Source organism: Okeania sp. SIO2B3, from assembly GCF_010672525.1.
GTDB lineage: Bacteria > Cyanobacteriota > Cyanobacteriia > Cyanobacteriales > Microcoleaceae > Okeania.
The window spans coordinates 13985-37426 of sequence record NZ_JAAHGH010000049.1; the positions used below are offsets into that span (position 1 = coordinate 13985).

Below are 23442 nucleotides of genomic sequence, written 5' to 3' on the forward strand. Positions count from 1 at the left end.
GAACAGGTTTACAAAAAATAATAATGTGTAAATATGCCAGAATGCACTGCTACAGTTAGTCCAAACTGTGACATACTTGAAGTGAAATGGTATAAGTTGTAGCCAGTAGCTAGTCACTTTCTGAGAGAGTATCAATATTTAATTTCATAATTCTGGGTAATTCTTTGCAATAAGAGAATAAAATCTTTCGTGATTTGCTTTATAAAGTTAGTACCAAATAAGTCAGTTCTATATTTAAAAAACCCAGATACATTTCCCTGACATAAATTAATGACTAATCCCAAAGTACGGTTTGTAAAACGAACATCAATTGGTATATAGTTAGATTTTACATTTGTAATCGATAATGGTTGTGAACTTTGATAGTTAAGCTGAAAAAATACCTGAGATAATAGAGAGTATGTGTTATTGTCCCAACTGATCGGTTGTAAAGACATAATCGAACCAGGCAAAAACTGAAAATAATGAGCCTCAACAACTGCCTTGTAGACTTTATCTAATAACTCTTTGAAGGTCAAATTGCTACTGAACCGGATTCGTATTAATTGACTATTAGAAAAATAACCTATTACTCCCCTAAATTCTTTCCTAACACGATTTGAAAAAGAAGATGCCACAACAATATCTTTTTTATCTGTGTATTTATACAATAAGAGTTGAAAAACTGACATAAAAAGAATAAATAGTGTAACTCCTTGAGCCTGACTAAGAAATTTTAGTTCTTTATATAGTGAATTAGATAAAGTAAATACTTCATATCTACTATTAGGAATTTCTGTCTTTATCTTAGATGCTTGAAATAGCGGTGAGGCTTTTAAAAGATGTTTTTTTCTTTTGGAAATAAGCTCCTTAAAATATTCAGTTTCTAGCTGTTTTTGTTCCCAAAGAACAAAATCTGAGTATTGAGTAGAAAGTTTTGGCAAGGGAGAGGTTTGACGAACGGAGAAAGCATTATAGAGTATTGATATTTCCTTGAGAAAAATATCGAATGACCAACCATCAAATATCATGTGATCAATTATAAATAGAAGAATATTTTCTTGTTTACGAATGCGAAAAAGTTGTAGTCGCATGAGGGGAAATTGCGATATGTCGAATGGCTTATGAATTTCTCTAATAGTATGCTTATTGACGTATTCTTCTTGAGCGTTTTCTGAAAGATGACTTATATCAAAAACTGGTATAAATAGAATTAGTTCTGATTGAACACTCTGAGTTGGTTGTCCTGCTATAGCAGTAAAGTTAGTTCGTAAAGCTTCATGCCGACGCACCACTTCGTTAAATGCTTGCTCCAAAGCAACTACATCGAGTGATCCTATTAAACGTATGACTGTAAAAGGATTAATAACAAATCTGTTAGGATTAGATATACAACGGGACCATCGGCGTTGTTGGCTGAGTGAGAGAGAAAAATTATTCCTCCGCAAAGTAGGGCTAGAAATAGGGAAGTTTTGTAAAACCTGCTCCAACCTCTCAATATGATCTGCAAGTTTCTTAATAGTTGGTCTTTCTAAGATACTACGCAAAGATAGTTCATAATGAAAAGCTTCACTAATTTGAAACAGTAGCTGAGTAGCTAAAAGGGAATGCCCTCCCAATTCAAAGAAGTTATCGTGAATGCCAACTTGCTCTACCCCTAAAAGATTGCTCCAAATTGTCGCCAATATTTCCTCTGTAGGTGTACGAGGAGCAACAAAAATGGCTTCGGAGCTGAAGTTCGAGGAATCGGGACTCGGTAATGCTCTTCTATCTACTTTCCCATTCGGGGTAAGGGGCATAGCCTCCAATATGACAAAAGCTGAAGGCATCATATAATTTGGTAATTTTTCCTTGAGAAAGCGACGTAGTTTACTGATATTAATAGCTTGTTCAACGGAAATGATATAGGCGACAAGACATTTATTTCCGAGGCTATCTTCTCTAGCAATAACCACTGTTTTCTGAACATCCTGGTGTTGAGACAAAACCGCTTCAACTTCACCCAGTTCAATGCGAAAACCACGAATCTTAACCTGATTATCAATCCGACCGAGAAACTCAATGTTGCCATCAGGTAAATAACGAACCTTATCCCCAGTCTTGTATAATTTTGCATTAGGTTCGTCGCTAAAGGGATTAGAGATAAATTTATCAGTCGTTAATTCAGGACGATTCAGGTAGCCTCGGGTTAAACCTGCACCTCCAATATGCAACTCACCAGCAATACCAATAGGTACAGGTTGAAGTTGAGAATTTAAAATATAGATTTTGGTATTGTTAATAGGATGACCAATAGAAGGAAGATGTTGTTGATTTTCTGTTTTAGCAACAACCCCAGAAGTTGTTACAACCGTATTTTCCGTGGGGCCATAGTTATTAATCAACCTGAAAGGTAAAGATATTGATGGGTAATCATGAAGCTTATCCCCTCCTGTTAAGATAATCCGCAAATCAGTCTTTTCAGTCCATTCCAGAGATAACAAAAGCTCTACTAAAGGCGTTGGCAAAAAACAAATTGTGATTTTTTGGGATATTAACCAGTTTTTAAGCTTTTCTGCTAAACCAATAATTTCAGGGCTAATGATAAAAAGACTTGCCCCACTTGCCAAGTAAGGCCAAATTTCCCAGACTGAAGCATCAAATGCTGTTGATGCTATTTGAGTGGCTCTGTCTAATGGAGTAAGTTCAAAAGTAAGCTGATGCCAGAAAACTAAATTTGATAATCCTCTATGAGGAATCAGCACTCCCTTGGGCATTCCTGTAGAGCCAGAAGTATAAATAACATAGACTAAATTCTCTAACTTGACACAGCTACATAAGTTGTTATTGCTCTCTTGAGAAATAACCTTCCAATCTGAATCTAAACGAACTAATTGTGCCTTATGTACGGGCAATGTCTCCACAAGCTTCTGTTGAGTAAGTAGTAACGATACCTGAGCATCTTCGAGCATAAATTTCAGACGCTCTTGGGGATAATTTGGATCTAAAGGCACATAAGCCCCACCTGCCTTGAGAATCCCTAACAAGCCTACAATCATCAAGGGCGATCGCTCCACACAAATCCCCACCAGTACCTCTGCTCCCACTCCCAGCTTTTGCAAATAGTGTGCTAACTGATTAGCGCGACAATTCAATTCCTTATAGGTCAACTGTTGCTCTTCAAACACCACAGCAACTGCATCAGGAGTTTTCTTCACTTGTTCCTCAAATAACTGATGTATACACTTATCTTGAGGAAACTCGGCTTCAGTATCATTCCACTCCACCAGTAACTGATGTCGCTCTTGTGCTGTCAATAAGGGCAAATCCGAAACTCGCTGTTGAGGGTTCGTGACAATCCCCTCCAGTAAAGTCTGAAAATGCCCACTCATCCGACCTATCGTTGCTGCATCAAATAAGTCTGTGTTGTATTGCCATACTCCTTTTAGCCCTTGCTCCGTTTCTTCCATCAATAGGGTTAAATCAAACTTAGCTACTGTATTCTCTATCTCGAAAGGAATCAGGGTCAAATCAGGTAACTCTAACTTTTCCTTGGGTGCATTCTGTAGTACAAACATTACCTGAAACAGAGGGCTGTGGCTCAGAGACCGTTCCGGTTGCAAAACTTCTACAACTTGCTCAAACGGCACATCCTGGTGAGCATAAGCCGACAAAGCAACCTGCCGTACCTGTTCTAACAGCTCTTGAAATGTAGGCTCTCCCGCCAGACTAGCGCGGAATACTAAAGTATTCACGAAAAATCCAATCAAAGACTCTGTTTCCAGACGATTGCGATTGGCAAGGGGAGAACCAACCACAATATCTTCTTGCCCATTGTAACGGTATAATAAGACCACAAAAGCAGTTAATAAAGACATAAACAGAGTTACTTCTGACTTCTGAGTTAGGGTTTTCAACTGCTGAGTTAGTTCAGCACTTAGCTCAAAAGACTCGCTACATCCTTGAAAAGTCTGTACTGGAGGGCGAGGGTGGTCAGTTGGCAGTTCTAACAAAGGTGGAATCCCTTGCAGTTGTTGCTTCCAGTAGTTAAGTTGACTTTCCAGCACCTCTCCTTGTAACCATTGTCGCTGCCAATCAGCAAAATCGGCATATTGAATAGACAGGTTTGGTAGAGGAGAAGCATCTCCTTGGGAGAAAGCTGTATAAAGGCTGGAAAACTCTTGCAGGAAAATTCCTAGCGACCAACCATCAGAGACAATATGGTGCATAGCGAGCAGCAGAACATGAGACTGCTCACCTAACTGTAGTAGGGTAACGCGCAGCAACGGACCCTTAACTAAATCGAACGGTCGCAGTGCTTCTTCTTTCCCTAAGTGTCTTACTTCACCAGTCTGCTCCTCCTCTGCTAATCCTCGCAAGTCAACTACTGACAATTTTCCAGTCCAGGTTGCGCCAATTACCTGAACCGGAGAACCATTAACTCTGTCGAAAGTCGTGCGTAGCACCTCATGACGGTTGATAATTTCTTGGATAGCTCTCTCTAAAGCCCCTCTATTCAGCTTACCAATGAGGCGTAGGGCTAGGGGAATATTATAAATTCCACTCGCTCCTTCCAACTGGTCAATAAACCACAGTCGCTGTTGGGCAAAAGAAAGGGGTATTTTGCCCTCTCTTGGTACTGGGACAATCGTTGGAGTAAGCAGACTTTGGTTTTGACTGTGACTAGCCTCAATCGACTCACCTAACTCAGCGATGGTAGGTGCTTCAAATAAGCAACGTACTGGTAACTCAACTGAAAATGCCTCCCGTAATCGTGAGATAACTTGGGTTGCTAAAAGGGAATGTCCCCCTAATTCAAAGAAGTTATCGTAAATGCCAACTTGTTCTAATTCCAGAAGATTGCTCCAAATACTCGCTAATACTTCCTCTGTTGGTGTACGAGGAGGAACAAAACTGGTTTCGAGACTGAGGTGGGAGGAATCAGGAATTGGTAATGCTTTTCTATCTACTTTTCCATTAGGGGTGAGGGGGATAGCTTCCAACTTAACAAAAACTGAAGGTATCATGTATTCAGGCAACTTTTGCTTAAGAAAGCAACGTAGCTCACTAATCTCGACAGTTTGTTCAACGGGAATGATATAGGCAACAAGACGTTTATCTCTGGGGCTATCCTCTCTGGCAATAACCACTGTTTTCTGAACATCCGGGTGTTGAGATAAAACCGCTTCAACTTCACCTAGTTCAATCCGAAAGCCCCGAATCTTAACCTGATTGTCAATCCGACCAATAAACTCAATATTGCCGTCAGATAAATAACGAACCAAATCTCCTGTTTTGTATAGCTTTGTATTTGATTCATCACTAAAGGGATTGGGGATAAATTTCTCTATTGTAAAATCAGAGCGATTTAGATAGCCCCTTGCTAAACCAGCCCCTCCAAGATGTAGCTCACCTGTTACACCGATAGGAACAGGTTGCTGATAGGCATCTAATATATAGACTTGTGTATTAGGAATTGGACGACCAATGGGAGGAGCTTTTTCCCAATCCCGCTCCACTAACGCATAAGTCGAATAAACAGTGTCTTCAGAAGGACCATAAAGATTAAACAGTTTCTCAATACTATCCTGTTGATAGATAAGTTGTACCAGGCGTTGAGGTAAAGCTTCTCCAGCTAAGTTAATTGTGCGAACGTTTTCAGGAATTTCCTTAGCTCTTACTAATTCAGCGATAGCCGAAGGAACCGTATTGATTAACGTCACATCCTCAACAGCAGGCAAAGTAGGCAGATGCAGGATATTTTCCGCCAGAATAATCTTGCCACCACAGCTTAAAGGTACAAATAACTCAAAAACCGAAATATCGAAGCAAAAAGACGTTGATGCTAGAACTCCAGCAAGCTGTGCTGTGGTAAACACCTCTGTTGCCCAACTCAAAAGAGCAACTACACTGCGATGTCCAACTGCAACCCCTTTGGGCTTACCTGTCGAACCTGAAGTGTAGAGGACATAAGCTAAGTTGTCAAACTGAATATTACTTGTTAAATTATCAACACCTTCTTCTACCCAAAGGTCATAATTGTCTAAATCAACTACTTGTGCGGAATACTGGGGAAGTCCCTCAATAAGTTTCTGTTGAGTAAGTAGTAAGGATACCTGAGTATCTTCCAGCATAAAAGCCAAACGCTCTTGGGGATAATTTGGGTCTAAAGGCAGATAAGCCCCACCTGTTTTGAGAATTCCCAGAAGTCCAATTACCATTAAAGGCGATCGCTCTACACAAATTCCCACCAAAGTCTCTGGTTTGACACCCAACTTTTGTAAATAATAGGCCAACTGATTGGCTTTACTATTCAATTCCCGATAAGTCAATCGCTGGTCAGCAAAAACCAGAGCTATTGCATCCGGTGTTTTCTCCACCTGTTCTTCAAACAATTGATGAATGCACTTATGCTTTGGATAATCTAAAGCAGTATCATTCCATTCCACCAACAATTGATTTAGCTCTGCTTGTGTCAGTAGGGGTAATTCAGAAACTCGTATATCTGGGTTCGCGACAATCCCCGCTAACAGCGTTTGAAAATGTCCGACCATCCGAGATATAGTCGTCTCATCAAACAAATCGCTGTTATATTCTAAGACCCCTCTCAGCTCTGATTCCTTCTCTTCTATTGCTAAAGTTAAATCAAACTTAGCGGTGACACTCTCTATCTCTAAAGGAGTCAAAGTTAAACCTGGAAACTCCCAATCTTCAGACTCAGCATTCTGTAAAACAAACATCACCTGAAACAGAGGATGGTAACTCAGATTTCGTTCAGGTTGTAGTTCCTCCACTAACTTCTCAAACGGCAAATCCTGATAGCAATAAGCATCCAAAGTAATCTGCTGCGTCCGTTTGAGTAATTCTCGGAAGCTAGGATTACCAGAAAGGTCAACTCGTAACACTAAAATATTAACGAAAAAGCCAATCAAAGACTCAATTTCTTGACGATTACGGTTAGCCATGGGTGTACCCACAACAATATCTTCTTGATGAGTGTAGCGACTTAGAAGTGTCATAAACACTGCTAAGAGTGTCATAAATAGAGTTGTTCCTGATTGGCGACCGAGTTTTTTAAGTTGCTGTGTTAGCTCCCCATTTAATTGAAATGTCTGGCTACTACCTCGGAAAGATTGAACAGGAGGACGAGGATGGTCAGTAGGCAAGTCTAACAGAGGAGGAACATCAGCTAATTGCTGCTGCCAATAATTAAGCTGACTTTCTAACACTTCGTCTTGTAACCACTGCCTCTGCCAGTGCGCAAAATCAGCATATTGGATAGGTAAATGGGGGAGAGAAGCAGATTCTCCACATGAAAAAGCTTTATAAAGGAGGGAAAGTTCTCGGAATAAAATGCCCATAGACCAACCATCAGAGACAATATGATGGATTGTTAACAGCAGAAAATAAGACTCCCTTCCCAACCGCAACAGCGTCAGACGTAGTAGAGGAAACTGAGTCAAGTCAAAACTATTTTGACTCTCATCTCTAACTAATCGTTGTATCTCAGTTGTTTGTGCAATTTCAGGCAAAGTTTCTAAATTTACCGAAGAAATAGAAATATTTACCTGATTATGAATTATTGGAATAGCCACTCCATCGATCACAGAAAAAGTAGTCCGTAGAATCTCATGGCGTTCCACGATTTCATTGATTGATTGTTGTAAAACAGCTTCATTCAGTGTTCCGGTTAAATAGAAGCCAGATAAAATATTGTAAGTGGTATTTTGTTCCTCTAATTGATTGAGAAACCACAATCTTTGTTGAGCAAAAGATAAAGTAAGTCTTTCTTTTCTAGGAATAGGTTGAAGAGTAATTGTCGGAGAAATATTTGATTCCTGAGAGCGGATGTTTTCTATGTGCTTAGTAAAATCCGCTACTGTCGAAAATTCAAACAAACAGCGTATAGGCAGTTCAAGGGAGAACACATCACGCACCCGAGAAATAACCTGAGTTGCTTTTAAGGAATGCCCACCAATATCGAAGAAATCATCATTAATACCGACTTGCCCTAATCCCAAAACCTCTGCCCAAATACCTGCCAGTAGTTCCTCCACTGGAGTACGAGGAGCAACAAAATTCTCTGAATCGTCAATTTCTGCCCAGTTTATTGTTGGTAAGGCACTTCGATCTACTTTCCCATTGGTAGTTAACGGCAGTGTGTCTAGCACCATAAAGCCTGACGGTATCATGTAATTTGGTAACTTCTGTTTAAGAAAGCGACGCAAATCATCAATCGCAATGGTGTGTCTTTGATTCAGAACTACATAAGCAACTAAATTTTTACTCTCAACATTATCTTCCCTGATAATGACCACACACTCTCTTACTGCTGGATGTTGTGCCAATATAGTTTCGATTTCACCGAGTTCAATGCGAAAGCCACGAATCTTTACCTGATTGTCAATCCGACCAATAAACTCTATGTTTCCATCCGGTAAATAGCGGGCTAAGTCGCCTGTTTTGTAGAGTTTGGCATTTTGTTCATCGCTAAACGAATTTGGGATAAATCTCTCAGCCGTTAATTCTGGGCAATTTAGATAACCTCGTGCTAAACCTGTACCCCCAATATGCAACTCACCTTCAACTCCAATGGGTACAGGTTGAAGTTGAGAGTTAAGGATGTAAACTTGTATGTTGGCAATTGGTCGTCCGATGACTGACTTGATATTAGATGTTCTGATGTCACAAATCGTACTATCTACAGTACATTCTGTAGGGCCATAAACATTGAAAAATTGGATATGTTTAGCTTGGTTCAAACTTGACCACATTGATGGATTGATAGGTTCGCCACCAACCAGTATGCACTCAGGGCCAAGATTACTATCTAATAAACCTGCGGAAATAAGCAATCCTAGTTGAGATGGTGTGCAGTCAAATACATCTATCTGGCGACGCTGTAAATAAGATAACAGAGCAGTTCCATCAAAACGTAAATCCTCTGGGATAATTTCGAGGGTGTGACCCGATAGGAGCTGAATGATTTGTTTGACAGAGGTATCAAAAGCTAAAGAACCATTTAAACTAACTTTAAGTTGGTCTTTTTTATGTTCTGTATAAATTATTTGATTAAGAGCCATTGCTAGATTAATCACCGAGCTATGCTCAATCATTACTCCTTTAGGCTGCCCTGTTGTACCTGAAGTGTAGATAACATAGGACAAATTATTGCCTTTTACGTTACTCTTCGGATTTTCTTTACTCTCTTGAATAATTGCCTCCCAGTCGGCATCTAAACAGATTGGACGAGGCTTATGTTTAGGCAACCTAGCTACCAACTTCTCCTGAGTCAACAACACTGGCATCCCTGAATCAGACAGTAAGTGGGCTAGACGCTCAGTGGGATAGTTTGGGTCTAACGGTACATAAGCTCCACTAGCTTTGAGAATACCTAAGAGACTTACTAGCATCTCCGGCGATCGCTCTATACAAATCCCTACTAAAACTTCCGGTCCTACTCCTAATTTCTGCAAGTAATGTGCTAATTTATTTGCTCTAGTATTCAACTCTTGGTAGGTCAACTGTTGACCTTCAAATACGACTGCCACACGTTCGGGAGTTCGTTTCACCTGTTCCTCAAATAACTGATGAATACATTTATTTTTGGGAAATTCTGCCTGAGTATCATTCCACTCTACTAAAAACTGATGTTTTTCTGCTGCTGTTAAAAATGGTAATTCACTCAAACATTGTTGAGAATTAACGATGAAACCATTAAGTAAAGTATCTAAATGTCCTAGAATGCGGGCAATCGTCTCATCATTAAATTGACTAGAGTCATAATCAATTTTAAGAATTAACTCTGATTCAGCATACACAGCTAGAGTCAGAGGATAGTTAGGCTGTTCGAGAAGCTCAAATTCTCTGGATTCCCAATTTTTTCCATGCCTACGCAGAGCAGTATTCAATTCATAATTCTCAAAAACTAAAAGGCTTTCAAACAAAGACAATCCTTTGGGAACTTCACTCCATTCCTGAATCTTTACTAAAGGAGTATGTTCATAATCCCGCAGAGCAATCCATTGTGCCCGCAATTCCTTCAGCCATTGCAACAATGGTTTATCAAAATCAACCTGAACCCGCACTGGTAGGGTATTGATAAAAAGTCCTACCATAGAATCCATATCTTTGAGGGCTGAACGTCTACAGGCTCTAGTTGCTCCAAAAACTACATCCTCTTGCCCGCTATAACGATTTAGTAATAAAGCCCATGCTGCTTGAACTAAGGTATTGAGAGTCAACTGGTTTTTCTGAGCTAAATCCTGCAAAGCTGAGGTACATTCTTGGGATAATCGAATTTTTTGGGTGTTATAAGATGATATACTTTCAGTTTTTGATTTAGTAGCGATTAACAACTGAGTCGGTGATTCAAAACCCTGTAATTGTTGCTTCCAGAATTTTTCTGCTTCTATTAATGACTGTTGCCCAAGCCAATTAATATAATTGCCATAAGGATGAGCTAGTTCTAATTTAAGTTCTTGATTTTGGCAAAACGCTTCATAAAGAGAAAAAACTTCTTTGAGAATAATAACAATAGAACGACCATCCAACAAAGCATGATGGAACGTCCAAACTAGCTTGTAATCTCTCTCAGGCAACTGAAAAAGTGCAAAACGCATCAGTGGAGCTTCTGCAATTTTAAAACCTTTTTGGCGATCGCCTTGAAGATAAGAGTTTAACTGACTTGACTGCTCCGATAGAGACAGATTTTGCCAATTCTGCTGTTCTATTGGCAGTTTAACTTCCTTATATACCGACTGCTGAAGATTATGTGAATCATCCCAGTCAAAACCAGTTCTTAATATAGAGTGGCGCTCGACAACCAGTTGCCAACTTTGTATCAGATTTGAAACATTAAGATTTTCATCCAAACTACAAATGACTTGCTCAATGTAAACTCCAGATGAATGCTCATATAGACTATGAAACAGCATACCATTTTGCATTGGTGATAGTGGGTAGCTTTCTTCTATCATATTCGTCAATAATGTTGTTTGGAGTTGTCAATTAGCAGATGTTTTAGCTAGGGACTGGTGATGGAAAAAATAGGAATTAAATTTTAGGTATTATAAATAAAAAGCTGGAATTACTTAATTATTATTTATTTTTCAGCTAAATTATTATAGCTGCATCGTCTTACTGCCTTTTAGTCTTAAAAAAATCCCCAAAAACAATAATTCTTAGTTAGTAAGAATAATACTAAACTTATGGCATGGAGTAAATAATAGTCATACTCCTAAAATAAAACAATAGTAAATTTAATATCTTTACTAAAAATTTACATAGTTAATATTTGTAACAATATTATTGATTTTTATAGTTATAAATACTCTATTAAAAAAAACAAATTTTTCTATAAATTACTAAGTGTAAAATAAACACAATTCTCGATATATAACACTTTTAGTGATTTTAAATTTAATATCTTAATTATCAATAGTCATAAAATTATTGACTGAATAATATTGCATTTTATTAAGTATTAAATATTTTACAACCATGTAATAACGTAGCAACGTTTAAGCAATAAGTTTTACTTATTGTATATTTTCATAAACACGAGGGATTCGTCTTTACATAATCTTTAAAAAGCCAGGAAAATCCATTCGGTTTTCAAGATGGACAATATTTTTGTCGCTCTACTAAATTTTCATCTCAACGTTGGTTGGAGACCCGCGTTCTCCCGTAGGGGAGCGTCGTCCGCGAAAACCAATCAATAAGAGCGGTTTCACATAAATGCAACTCTAAAAAACACCCTCAAATATATTAATGTTGTTGAAGTTGAACAGCAAGAAACTTGCTCTAGTTTTTAAAACTTACACTCGCAAAATGGTGGTGGGATTTGTATTCCACCGCCAGCAAGACCTGCCCGAATTGGTTTTATGAGACTTTTTCTAGCTCTTTCTCTGCGGATTTGGAGGGCTTCAGTAAGAAAACGCCTAATCCTATGGTTGTCAAGATACCTAAAATAATCGACGGCTCAGGACTTCTTTTATATGCTCCAACAATCTCACCTGAATTGTTAATTCCTCTAGCAAATGTAGATATAGCTCCAGGAAAATCAATCGTTGTAAAAATATCATCAGTTAGTAAAAAACCCTTTGCACTCAAACTAGATGGTCTCTCTGGAACAAAAGTTCCAACAATATCGCCAAACTCATTAATATCATTGATAAATGTCTCTCCAATAGTTGGAAAATTGATAGAAGTAAAGTTATCTTCTTCAAGAATAAAGCCATGAAATAGTCCAGTAGAATCAGAATAATCTCCAACAATATTACCTATATTATTAATTCCTCCTGCAAATGTGTCCTGTGAACCTGGAAAATCAATATTAGTAAAGTCCCCTGCACTATTTCGGAAAAAACTATTAACACTTCTATCAGCATCAGGAAAAATTCCAACAACCTCTTGTAAATCATTTATACCTGTAAGAATAGTTCCACTAGCTCCAGGAAAATCAATTGTAGTAAAGATTCCGTTATCTAACAAAAACCCGTGAAATAAGCCTGTAGTATCTAAATAGCTTCCAACAATTTGTCCTAAATTATTAATATCCTCAACTCTGGTAGCTGTAGCAGTAGGAAAATTTATTTCTGAGAAATTACCGTCAGCATCCCGAAAAAAACTGTTTTCTAAAAACGTTGGATCATTACCCCAAAGTCCAATAATTTCTCCAGAATCGTTAATTCCATTTATCATTGTTTCATCTGCATCTAGAAAATTAATAGTCTCAAAAATCCCGCCGTTAAGAAAATAGCCATTACTAACAGGAGAATCTTGTGCAGATACAGGCAAAACAACACCAGCAATTATAAAAGAAGGTGTTAGTAAACAAGCTGTAAAACTAGAGTAAAGTTTTAAGGAACTCATAAATTATTTAGATAATGAACTTCAAGTCTAATTTTATTAAAGTAGTTGATAGCAAAATTAGACGATCAAACTTTGTATTTCTTGTTATAGTTTCTTTCTAGAAAGTTCAAATAATAGAAAAAACCGGAGAGTGACAAAAGAGGGATATTTTTGCACTGAATTAGTTTAGGAGACTTTTTCTAGATCTTTCTCTGCGGATTTGGAGGACTTCAGTTTGCGTTTGAGGGTTGATGCTGCACCGAGCGTACCAATAGCTAGGAGAGATAGAACTGAGGTCGGTTCAGGAATTTTTTTTCCATCAACTGATACTTCACCTGTTGAAATAGCTGAGATAGTAAGATTATTAGATAAATCGAGAATATTACTATTGAAAGAAAGAAAGCTTGAGTTTCCGTTCTCTGTATAAGTTTGCAAGCCATCGAGATAAGGGGAGTCGATAAAGTTATTCACACTAATATTAGTAAGATCATACTGAAACTCACTATCAAATTGTGGTTCTCCTCCTTCTCTAAACAAAAAACCATTTACTAAATCTGCTGTTAGTACGGGAACTTCACCAACTAAATATTCAATTGTACTGTTAGACAAAAACCATCCTTGTTCTATATCAACATCCAATAAAGTTGAAGTACCAATCGTTATTGTAGCTCCTTCTAATGGATCAGCTATGCTGTCAGAACCATCATTAAGTTTTAGAGTTGGAGTTACAGTCATGTTTCCAAAAGATAAAGTTTGACTTTCATTATCAAATGATATTTGAGCATCATTACTTTGATCTCCACTCCAATGAGATAAAGGATCACTTTTTTTACGTGGAGGTTCTATAGGTTCTCCATCTTTTGTAAATATAGTTGTATCTAATTTAATTTGGTTAGATTTTACTATAAATTCAAATGTAACCATACCACCATTATTTAAATTCTCATTGAGGTCTATCACAATGTCAGTAGGTAAGTTATTAGGATTTTCTTCTGGAGGAATAGGATTTTCTTGTCCACTTTTTATAGTACCAGGAGGATCAAATAAAAAAGGATCAGTTATATTGCCACCAGTTCCTAGAACTGTTATATGAACATCATTAATATTTTTTCCTGTATTATTAGTCACTTTGCAAGTAGCAGTAAAAGTTCCATCTATAGCACTAAGTAGTTCTGTGTCACAAGATTGAGCTAAAGATGGAAGAGAAAAAATATTAAGGCTTGATATTATTATGAATAGTGAAAAGTTTTTCTTTTTTAGCATGATTAAATACTTTTAGGAGTGTAATACTAAGTGTTTGATAACTTTATTCTTAAACATGAAAATAAAGCAATGACAAATCTCTCCAATTGATGAAGAAGTAAGGAGTATTGTGGTGTTTTATTAAAGGCTTAGAAAACTTTTGATAGCCTTTTATATTTGGATTTAGGTGGTTTACAATAGCTGAATTCTAGATAAATCGAAAAAAAACGACTGATTTAATGCAAAAAAAGCTGTATTAGGTTTTGACCTTATTTTTAACTTATTTTTTTCTAAAGTCCAGATGGGTAAGTTAGATTCATAATTTATCCTCCCAATAAGGTTCAAATTAATAATCGCACAATAATTCCACGGTAATCGCTCATTTTTCTGCTCATTTTTCGATGCAATTGTTCACTTTTTTATGAGACTTTTTCTAGCTCTTTCTCTGAGGATTTGGATGACTTCAGTTTACGCTTGAGGGTTGAGGCTGCTCCTAGAGTACCCAAGGCAAGGAAGCTGAGAGTGAAGGTAGGTTCGGGGATTTTCTCTACTTCTATATCTAAAGAACTAGAGACATTAAGATCGTTACTTCCGTTTGCTATAAAACCAGATCCTAGTAATATATTTTCTGGAAAAACAAATGAAATTTCATCATTAATTAAGTCTAAAGAAAGATCAGACTGATAAATAGTAGGTAACTGTTGTTGAATATCTATAAAAATAGTTGATAACCAATCATCAATATCATTACCTCCCAAATCGCTGAATAAAAATTGTGAGCTTACAGAAACATTTTCTGAAGGTGTTTCAAAACCTAATGAAGCTACAAACTCAGATTCATTTCCACTAGAATCTAAACCCGACAGTGAAGATGCTATTTCTATAAAAGATCCATCAATTTGCCCTTCTTTAGCTTTTTGTCTGTTGACAGCTTCAAGTCTGGTAGTTTCACCAGTTGTATCTCTAATTTTTTCAAAAACATCAATATTTCCTGGAAAAGTTAACATATTTCCCATTCTTTGAGTTTGAATACCACGTTGTTTTATCTGACCAGGGCCATTCGGATTCGGAATATTAGGAGGATTTAGAAAAGCATTTTGTAATAAAATAGCTTTTCCAACAGAAGTTGTCCCTTCAGGAACATTAACTTCAACTTCGGTAATTGAACCATCTCCAAAAGTTACTCTAGCTCTAATCAAGCCTGCTTTTTCAGGCTCGCCAGTCGTAAGTTTAATATCTGCAAGTGCTTTGTTAGTGAATGTCAATACAGAAAAAAATGCTAAAGGAGTCGCAATAGTAGACAGAAGTACTTTACTTTTTAAAATATTCATAAAAAACCAGTTTAAGTCAATTTGAAATTCTACCTGTTGATAATCTCACAGTAATTCCACAGCGATCGCTCATTTTTCTGCTCACCTATCTGCTCATTTTTCTATTAAACTGTTCATTTTTCTGTTCACTTTTCTATAAAACTGCTCACTTTCTGTTCACTTTTTTATTCAGAACGTTCAGAAACAAAGAATCTACGAGACTATGGCCAGCATCTAAATCTTAGAGTGGGTAAGCTTCCTATCGTTATCTAGAGTTGTTCAAAACATGAAGAGAGAACCGAGGAATGTCTCTTAGCAGTACTTTTGGTATTTATAAATGGGCCAACTAAATGTTTATTGAGAAATGTTAAGTCAAGGATTGATATCCCAGAGCGATCGCTCAAACTAAATGTGGACGTTCTAGCTTTGATGTGCAAAAAAAGCTTCCCAGTAAATAAGTGCTACATGGCTAATCACTCTGAGTGGTTCGCGATCGCTTCAACATTTCCAAAGCTAATATAATGAGATCGTTTTTGCTCTCCCCTGTTCTGCAGGTTTCTGCTTTCATCCAATCATCCAGACTCTGATTCAGCCTAAACGAGCCTCGGATATTCCTGGGTTCTGAATACGGACTTTTAAACAACCCTTCTTCTCCTCTGTCCACAACATCAAAACCAGTTTTCCTTTTGCTCATAAGACTTTCCTCTTTAACCCATTATTTATTTAGTGTACCGTGTCATACACGGTATAAGCAAGTTTAGTTGGAAGCAAGCCTATCTATAGGGAACACTAATCATAAAAGGGTTGACTTCGGTGTATGACACCGAGTATTATATAAATGTGGAGGAAAGGAAAGAGCCTCTACAAAACCAAAAGGGACACCACTCAGACCGTCCAAAGCTTGTGTGATGTCCCACCCCTAAACTACTAGGAGACATTAATTATGTTAGCACAACAAATCCCCACAACAGCTACAATTACTTCTACAGTTCCTTCAGCTTCTCCCAACAACAACTGGCTTTATGCAGGTACAGATGATGCTTGGTTATATACCGACTATAGTCAAGCTCCTTACAACATTTGTACTTGCACTGAGGCAGAAACTACTGCATATAAGCTTCCAGACTATGAGGAGGATTGGGGTTGTTATGATTACTCAACTCCTGCGAAGACACCAGAGCAAATCTGGCAAGAGGTAGAAAAGTTTAAAGCATCTGCATCACCCGATGATTACGACGAATTCTAGGTACTCGCCATGACGAGCATAGAGGTAGCGATCGCGTAAGCGGACTGGAAGTCTATCGCTGCTTCTATGGACTCAGTAAAGTTAGCTGAATCACCGATAAGCCTCACGTCATAATATGCAGATTTGGCGACCCGATGAATCGGCGAAAAATTGAATTGGTTCGATGCTCATTCAATTATGTTAATATAGCGCGATCGGTAGTAACGGTACGAAAACGTACACTAAGACCATTCGAGCTGTTGTGAGAATCCTTAAAGCCCTGATTAACTCGTAAACACTGCACCTCAGAAGTTGATGGATTGTAAAATTTACCTAAAATTTACCTAAAATTTTGGGGACTAAAATTCAATTACAGTAAGAGTTTCAGCCTTAGCGTACAAATTCGTTCTATTACTACTGATCGCCCTACTTTGAAATATTTACGACTTTCTTAACTTGAAAAAGCCGATTTTCTCGTTGATTCAGGCTTTTTAAAACAGGAGTAAAAAAAAATTGTTTAGTTTTTTTTCGAGTTTAGCAATCCTACACCAGAAAATACTAATAATCCTAAAATAGCTGTAGGTTCTGGTGTGGTTTTAATAAAACCGTCTTGTGAACTAATTGTTATATCAGTTACACCCGAAGAACTCTCATTTAAACCTATCTCAAATAATTCATATCCTTTAGCTACTATTTTTCCTTGTGTATTAAGCCAGTTGACATTTATGGAAGTATATAATTCTCCAGTAGTTGATGTTACAGAAAAAGTTCCCGGAACAGATGCTATTGATTTATCAAGAGTAAACTTATCAACATTAAATAATCCTAAAGATGGTATGTTAAAATCAACTACATCCAACTCATAATTTTCTATTGCTACTTCAAAAAAATCTGATGTTATTGGTATTAATTCACCTGAAACTGAAAAATTTACTGTTTCTAAATTTATCACTGCATCATTTTTGAGTATTAAGCTTTTATTATAAAAGTCTAAATTTTCTAAGCTAAATGAAAAAATTCCACCAGTTTCATTACCTGGTGATCCTTCTATATCACCTTCACCATTTGAATTAGACCATGCATCTTCTTTATCCATAGAAAACATTCTTCCACTACTTCTAAAATCTTTAAATCTTTTTTTATTTGGCCCATCACCTATCATCAAACCTTTTATACTATCAGCGGGTAGTGGACAAAATGGATCTGAACCTTGGCACATAAACATTCCTGCACCATCAGTTTGTCCAGCATCTTGACCATTAAAAAATACGTTTTGATTTGGTTTATTACTATTAATTGTAATTTTTTGTATTCCTATATTAGGGAGTCTTTCTATTACTACATTTATATCAGATGCCTCAGCTATAGAAGAAAATACTAAAGAATAAGCAGATAATATAGAAGCAGTGGTTAATTTTAAAATCGATGTTTTCATAAAAAGTATATATTTAAACATATAATTTGTATCTCTTTTTTTTACAAATTTTGCTATTCTACATTTTATTTAGCTTTTTGATAACTTTTTTGATGTCTATTGTTCAAACCAACGATTTCTTGTAGAAATCAGGTTTCTTTGCGTAAGCCCTGTGCTTAAAATAATCTCACAGTAATTCCACGGCGATCGCTCATTTTTCTGCTCACCTATCTGCTCATTTTTCGATGCAATTGTTCACTTTTCTGTTCAGTTTTCTATAAAACTGCTCACTTTCTGTTCACTTTTTCATTCAAAATGTTCAGAAACAAAGAACCCGCGAAACTATGGCCAGTGTCTAAGTCTTAGAGTGGGCAAGCTTCCTATCGTTATCTAGAGTTGTTCAAAACATGAAGAGAGAATTGAGGAATGCCCCTTAGCAGTACTTCGAGTATTTATAAATGGGCCAACTAAATGTTTATCAAGAAATGTTAAGTCAAGGATTGACATCCCAGAGCGATCGCTCAAGCTAAATGTGGACGTTCTAGCTTTGATGTGCAAAAAAAAGAGCGACCCAAGAGCAGTAGAGGTAGGTTAAATCTCCTCTGGTAAATTGTTTACCGTCTCAGCAATAGGTATCCTTTTTCTCTTCATATCCTCTACCACTGCACTGGTTATTGCTTCCCTAATGAGAATTGTTCTTTCTTTTACGGGAAGTGATCGCAAATATGTATCTATATCTACCTCTAATTTTATACCTATTACCTTTTTTGCAAGAGGTTTTAGGGGTCTGTTGGTTTGAGCTACATTTTTATTTTTATGGAAGGCTGAGTCTTTAGGTTTAGGATTACGATTTGGCATACAAAAGATTATTTTCCTCTATACCGTATTCTCTTATTGTACGGGCAAAATATCCCAGTTAACCAGGATAGATAAGTTATGCTTATTGTTATCCGAGTTAACCCATAATAATATTCATCTGTAGAGAGTTGTATATCCAGGTTAACTAGGATATAATCTAAGTATAGAGGAAAAGAAAAGCCTCTGCAAAAACTCAAAAGGGACATCACCCTAACCGACCAAAGTTGAAATGATGTCCCGCCCCCTTATTAGGAGAACTACAATGTTAACACAAATACAGACAACAAGGCCAGCCCCACCTCAACTGAAGCTAGTCGCACCACCAGTACAAACATCTCAAACTAACGATAACTGGCTATATGACGGGACTGATGAAGCCTGGTTGTATACAGACTATAGTCAAGCTCCTTACAACATTTGCACTGAGGTAGAAACAACTGCATATAAACTCCCACAGTATGAGGAAGACTTGGGATGCTATGACTGGTCAACTCCTGTGAAGACACCAGAGCAAATCTGGCAGGAAGTAGAAGAGTTCAAGGCTTCTGCATCACCCGATGATTTCGACGAATTCTAGGTGCTTGGAATGACGAGCATAGAGGTAGCGATCGCGTAAGCGGACTGGAAGTCTATCGCTGCTTCTATGGAACTAGGTAGAATAGTTTACCCGGAGTACATAGAGGCAGCAGTGGGGGTAGGTGATGAGATATCAATACTGACACCCGATGCAATTATCACCATACCAAGACGAATTTTTCAAACCTACATAACCGACTGGTTAGAAGCAGTCGTAGAAATCTGACCTATGTCAAATTCTACACAAATAGGAGCAAGAAGAATGAAATCGGTCAATTATTTTGTAAGTAAAAAGCCTTCAGACCAAGACCAACAAACACTCGATCGACTTGATGAATGGATTCCCCAGATGAACTTTGAAGAATTGTTGGTTTCAGCTTATCAAATTCTGGATAATCTAGCCTGCTGTATTGAAGATACTAATTTATCCACGAAAGTTGTGGACTTGGCAACAGCTTTGGATGAAGATAATCCTGAAGCTAGCCCTGATGCAGCTCAGGTCGCAGTATTGAAATTAATTATGCACAGATTAGGAGATCCATCTGTCCGTTAGGGGTTTCGTCTGGTAGTCAAGAGCCTTCAGCTATTCGCGCTGTCCCGCGAATAGTCTTTATGATAATAGCTGATTAATATGAACACAATAACTGATTACTTAGAATTCATTAAAATCAAAAATCAAATTAGGCAATATTTGAATGAATTTGACTGGGAATTCACACATTACCTCGATGATATTTACTCCGAAGAAAAAGGGCATACTTATGTGTTTAACACTGATAATTATTGTTATGAGGTAAAATTTTGTATCGATCATCAAAAAATAAAAATAACCAAAATTAGTAAGGAGCAAGCATTTGTTCAGACAAAATTTATCAAAAAATATGTAGATTTTCTAGATTTGTTAGAAAATTAATTGAAGTCTATTTGTTCTAAACTCAAAGCGGTCGCGAACTACTCAGCGTGCTAGCTGTCCATCAAATGGGCGCGATTGCAGCTCATCATAATTTATAAATTTATCCTTTGAAACCATGTGTAAAATTGAAACTAGATGGCACGACGAATCAGAAATTAATGATATCCCCACAGGACCTTGGAGAGATAATAAAAGGAGTAGTAATTTGTTACTGCTGGCTTATCGAAAAAAAGGAGGGTGGACTTATAAAATAGGCACCTATTATGTCTACAAAGATAAAGATAACTACAATGTATATGTTTGGGATTGTGGAGACGAGAGATACAACTATCCTCCTGCTTTTTGGAAAGAAATAAAAATTGTAGAGCCTTCTCCAGAAATTGAGTAAATTGAGTCAGAGGTTATTTATTAACGCGCTCTGATTAACCTCTATAGTCGGCGAACACACAATCCAGGCCGCTCCGCTAAAACTTTTCCCCAACACGCCCCTAGTTAAATTAATGCAGAAAACAAAAGTTGTTGGTGAGGCGGGGCGGTTGGGGCGCTAACGCTAAAAGTTTTGCCTGGATTGTGTTCAAATTTGGTTGTTACAGATAGATTTTAGATGAGACAAGATATTAATTTGTGAAAGTTTTAGAGCTGATTCATAAAGAGAATCTAAAGAAAGTTTATCCTAGTCAAATGAGGTGTTATTGTTGAGTATAGTTGAGCCATATTATAACCAATGAGTCGTCTGCCTGCGATCGCTAACCCTAAACGTCAACCATACCCAAGCGACCTGAGTGATTCACAATGGGAGATACTCAAGCCTCTGCTACCTAAACCTAAAGGCTTTGGGCATCCTGTTCAAGTGGATTTCCGAGAAATTCTCAATGGTATATTTTATGTACAAAGAACAGGATGCCAATGGGAAATGATGCCCCATGACTTACCACCCTACACAACTGTATACAGGTACTTCCAGAAATGGCAGCATCGTGGTTTATGGCAACTTCTTCACGACCAAGTTCGCCAAAAATTAAGAACACAACTAGACAGGGATAAAAACTCCACAGTTGCGATCGCTGATTCTCAATCAGTCAAAACGACAGAAAAAAGGGATCTGTCTACGGTTTCGATGGTGGCAAGAAAGTTAAAGGCCGTAAGCGCCATATAGTCGTAGATTCTCAAGGATTATTAATTGGAGTTCTGGTGAGTGAGGCAAATGCCTCAGAACGTTTAGGAGCAGTAGTTGTACTCAATGAGGCCAAGGACAAGCTATCGAAAGAGCGAGGTAATCTGGGTAGATCAGGGTTATTCTGGTAAAAACTTTGCCAATGCTGTTAGGCAGGTTTGTGGCGATGGCGTCAGAGTGGAAGTGATCAAACGAACCTCAGAGAGTTTTGAGCAATTGCCTAAACGATGGATTGTGGAACGCACTTTTGGGTGGCTAAATAGATTTAGGCGCTTAAGTAAGGATTATGAAGTCTATTCAGATGTAAGTAGCCGTGTAAAAATAACTTGAACAATTTAAGTTATTGTTCTCGGCTTAATCACATAATTCCATTCACCATGAAAAGAGTCTGGTTCAATTCTAATGGCATTAAATTCTTCGCGACTTACTTTAATTCCTGTTTCGTAAAAATTTTTGTCTAGGTGGGCAACTACATTTAATCCTTGTGTGGTAGTAGTATTGTTAATTAGATTAATCACGACTTGCAAGCTAGTTAAAGGTCTGCCACGCCAGTTTTGGGTTATCTGGCAAAACAAGCGATGTTCAATTTTGTTCCATTTACTTGTACCGGGAGGAAAATGAGACACATGAATAGTCCGATTAATCTCGTCGGCAAGTTCTTGTAGTTTTAACTTCCACAGTCGGGAGCGATAACTATTACTACCACCACAGTCGGCTGTAATCATTATCTTTTGACTATCTGGATAAAGTTCTTCACCCATTGAGTACCACCAATGGCGAATCGACTCCACTGCAAAGCAGGCTGTGTCATGGTCGATACCAACATTGACCCATCCAGTATTAATAGTTTTGTCATAAATTCCATAGGGAATTGCTTTACCTAATTTTGGGTCAGCAAAGTCGTGCATTCGTACTTCTACTGGTTGTCCATTAACACAGCATTCACTACCAGAGTTCTTAAAATCTCCAATTAATTCTTTTTTCTTGGTATCAACCGAAATGACTGGTTGATTTTCAGATTGGAAATATTTAACTTGTTGAGTAATATGTAAAAACTGAGCATCCCGATCTGGGTGAGACTTGCGAGCGCGAGTCTTGCGATTTGATTGTAGGCTGTAACCAAGAGACTCCAGTAAATTATAAACACTTTTAGGGCTGATTCTGTGTCCCTCTTGATTCAATCCTGCTTAATTTAGCTACACTTTTTGAGGTCCATTTCAGAGGAGATTCTGGGTCTCCTAAAGTTGCGGGTTCAATCAGTAATTCCAAATCTGTTAACAGAGTTGGGTCTTTTTCTTCTAGTAGTTTACGGCCACCACCAAATTCACGAATTCGATCGCTGTAGTCCGATCTTGTTGTTCCATCTGATTTACAGAGATTATCCATACCCCCATGAATTGTGGTGCGGGATAGTCCAGCTGCTTTGGCCACCAAGGTAATACCTCCCCAACCCAGGCTTTGAGCTTCAATGGCTGCCCATATACGTCGTGTTTTTTCGTTTAAGTAAGGCCACAACAATTCATACTTGTCTTGAATAGTTTTGACTACAGAGTTATCAGACATATTACCCAACAATAAACGTGATAATTTTATTATTTAGCTTTGGGAGTAATTTGTTCAAGTTATTTTTACACGGCTCCTAAGTGAAGCAATGATTTATGGCTCATTAATCCAACTCATGGTCAAGCGACTAGCTAATTTAAGATTTACTTTATAAATCAGCTCTTATATATCAAAATCTTTATTGGATTTACAGCTCGGAAGCTGGGTTGCATATATGTGTATCAATAAAAAAATCTTACCATGAGATTTTCCGATAGAGTATGCTATCGGAAAATATTTAGGAGCTTACCTCAACCGTAGGTAAAAAGGGCAACTCAGCAGTGGATTTTGATAATCTAAACCTGTGTAACTTGT

Annotated in this window: 15 protein-coding genes and 1 pseudogene; 8 read left to right on the forward strand and 8 right to left on the reverse strand. The window is 37.6% G+C overall.

All coding sequences use genetic code 11. The features are described 5' to 3' along the window. Positions 1-131: 131 nt before the first annotated feature. From F6K15_RS24220 to F6K15_RS24240, 5 genes are all read right to left on the reverse strand, one after another. A complete protein-coding gene (locus tag F6K15_RS24220; protein ID WP_293065418.1) occupies positions 132-10937 on the reverse strand; it encodes a non-ribosomal peptide synthetase in 10806 nt (3601 codons plus the stop codon). A 904-nt stretch (positions 10938-11841) separates the two neighbouring features. Continuing rightward, a complete protein-coding gene (locus F6K15_RS24225) occupies positions 11842-12834 on the reverse strand; it encodes a hypothetical protein (protein ID WP_293065421.1) in 993 nt (330 codons plus the stop codon). A gap of 165 nt (positions 12835-12999) precedes the next feature. Continuing rightward, the gene (locus F6K15_RS24230; protein ID WP_293065424.1) at positions 13000-14076 is read right to left on the reverse strand and encodes a PEP-CTERM sorting domain-containing protein; all 1077 of its coding nucleotides are present in this window, start codon (positions 14074-14076) and stop codon (positions 13000-13002) included. A gap of 398 nt (positions 14077-14474) precedes the next feature. Further along, on the reverse strand, positions 14475-15386 hold the full coding sequence (locus F6K15_RS24235) for a hypothetical protein (protein ID WP_293065427.1): 912 nt from the start codon (positions 15384-15386) through the stop codon (positions 14475-14477). 448 nt (positions 15387-15834) lie between these two features. Continuing rightward, a complete protein-coding gene (locus F6K15_RS24240; protein ID WP_293065429.1) occupies positions 15835-16059 on the reverse strand; it encodes a hypothetical protein in 225 nt (74 codons plus the stop codon). A 249-nt stretch (positions 16060-16308) separates the two neighbouring features. On the opposite strand from F6K15_RS24240, the gene F6K15_RS24245 reads away from it, so the two are divergent. Further along, a complete protein-coding gene (locus F6K15_RS24245; protein ID WP_293065432.1) occupies positions 16309-16611 on the forward strand; it encodes a hypothetical protein in 303 nt (100 codons plus the stop codon). Between the two features lie 496 nt (positions 16612-17107). On the opposite strand, the gene F6K15_RS24250 is transcribed toward F6K15_RS24245, so the two are convergent. Together F6K15_RS24250 and F6K15_RS24255 are read right to left on the reverse strand one after the other, a co-directional pair. Then, positions 17108-18025: a hypothetical protein gene (locus tag F6K15_RS24250; RefSeq protein WP_293065435.1), complete on the reverse strand. Its 918-nt coding sequence runs from the start codon at positions 18023-18025 to the stop codon at positions 17108-17110. 570 nt (positions 18026-18595) lie between these two features. Continuing rightward, positions 18596-18862, reverse strand: coding sequence for a hypothetical protein (locus F6K15_RS24255; RefSeq protein ID WP_293065438.1), 267 nt, complete (start codon positions 18860-18862; stop codon positions 18596-18598). 262 nt (positions 18863-19124) lie between these two features. Between F6K15_RS24255 and F6K15_RS24260 the strand changes: the two genes are divergently transcribed. From F6K15_RS24260 to F6K15_RS38560, 7 genes and pseudogenes are all read left to right on the forward strand, one after another. Beyond that, positions 19125-19439 (forward strand): hypothetical protein, encoded by a 315-nt coding sequence (locus F6K15_RS24260; protein ID WP_293065441.1) that lies wholly within the window; start codon positions 19125-19127, stop codon positions 19437-19439. 66 nt (positions 19440-19505) lie between these two features. Continuing rightward, entirely contained in the window at positions 19506-19664 is a 159-nt protein-coding gene (locus tag F6K15_RS24265) for a hypothetical protein (RefSeq protein ID WP_293065444.1), read from the forward strand. 3 nt (positions 19665-19667) lie between these two features. Then, on the forward strand, positions 19668-19991 hold the full coding sequence (locus tag F6K15_RS24270) for a hypothetical protein (RefSeq protein WP_293065447.1): 324 nt from the start codon (positions 19668-19670) through the stop codon (positions 19989-19991). 78 nt (positions 19992-20069) lie between these two features. After that, positions 20070-20351 (forward strand): hypothetical protein, encoded by a 282-nt coding sequence (locus F6K15_RS24275; protein WP_202224298.1) that lies wholly within the window; start codon positions 20070-20072, stop codon positions 20349-20351. 115 nt (positions 20352-20466) lie between these two features. Beyond that, on the forward strand, positions 20467-20739 hold the full coding sequence (locus F6K15_RS24280; protein WP_293065450.1) for a hypothetical protein: 273 nt from the start codon (positions 20467-20469) through the stop codon (positions 20737-20739). 336 nt (positions 20740-21075) lie between these two features. Continuing rightward, positions 21076-21507, forward strand: a complete 432-nt coding sequence (locus F6K15_RS24285; protein ID WP_293065453.1) for an IS5 family transposase — start codon at positions 21076-21078, stop codon at positions 21505-21507. Beyond that, positions 21426-21855: pseudogene (locus F6K15_RS38560) on the forward strand (transposase). Before F6K15_RS24285 ends, F6K15_RS38560 begins: the two are co-directional and overlap by 82 nt. Before the next feature lie 5 nt (positions 21856-21860). On the opposite strand, the gene F6K15_RS24300 reads toward F6K15_RS38560, so the two are convergent. After that, positions 21861-23088 (reverse strand): ISAzo13 family transposase gene (locus F6K15_RS24300; RefSeq protein ID WP_293065457.1). Its coding sequence is split into 2 segments (ribosomal slippage): positions 21861-22713 and positions 22712-23088, totalling 1230 coding nucleotides; the frame shifts between segments, so codons are not numbered across the junction. Positions 23089-23442 lie beyond the last annotated feature (354 nt).

Excerpts from the sequence above, each read along its gene's own strand:
- F6K15_RS24220 (WP_293065418.1), bottom strand. The coding sequence starts at position 10,937 with ATGATAGAAGAAAGCTACCCACTATCACCAATGCAAAATGGTATGCTG.
- F6K15_RS24225 (WP_293065421.1), bottom strand. The coding sequence starts at position 12,834 with ATGAGTTCCTTAAAACTTTACTCTAGTTTTACAGCTTGTTTACTAACA.
- F6K15_RS24230 (WP_293065424.1), bottom strand. The coding sequence starts at position 14,076 with ATGCTAAAAAAGAAAAACTTTTCACTATTCATAATAATATCAAGCCTT.
- F6K15_RS24235 (WP_293065427.1), bottom strand. The coding sequence starts at position 15,386 with ATGAATATTTTAAAAAGTAAAGTACTTCTGTCTACTATTGCGACTCCT.
- F6K15_RS24240 (WP_293065429.1), bottom strand. The coding sequence starts at position 16,059 with ATGAGCAAAAGGAAAACTGGTTTTGATGTTGTGGACAGAGGAGAAGAA.
- F6K15_RS24245 (WP_293065432.1), top strand. The coding sequence starts at position 16,309 with ATGTTAGCACAACAAATCCCCACAACAGCTACAATTACTTCTACAGTT.
- F6K15_RS24250 (WP_293065435.1), bottom strand. The coding sequence starts at position 18,025 with ATGAAAACATCGATTTTAAAATTAACCACTGCTTCTATATTATCTGCT.
- F6K15_RS24255 (WP_293065438.1), bottom strand. The coding sequence starts at position 18,862 with ATGCCAAATCGTAATCCTAAACCTAAAGACTCAGCCTTCCATAAAAAT.
- F6K15_RS24260 (WP_293065441.1), top strand. The coding sequence starts at position 19,125 with ATGTTAACACAAATACAGACAACAAGGCCAGCCCCACCTCAACTGAAG.
- F6K15_RS24265 (WP_293065444.1), top strand. The coding sequence starts at position 19,506 with ATGGAACTAGGTAGAATAGTTTACCCGGAGTACATAGAGGCAGCAGTG.
- F6K15_RS24270 (WP_293065447.1), top strand. The coding sequence starts at position 19,668 with ATGTCAAATTCTACACAAATAGGAGCAAGAAGAATGAAATCGGTCAAT.
- F6K15_RS24275 (WP_202224298.1), top strand. The coding sequence starts at position 20,070 with ATGAACACAATAACTGATTACTTAGAATTCATTAAAATCAAAAATCAA.
- F6K15_RS24280 (WP_293065450.1), top strand. The coding sequence starts at position 20,467 with ATGTGTAAAATTGAAACTAGATGGCACGACGAATCAGAAATTAATGAT.
- F6K15_RS24285 (WP_293065453.1), top strand. The coding sequence starts at position 21,076 with ATGAGTCGTCTGCCTGCGATCGCTAACCCTAAACGTCAACCATACCCA.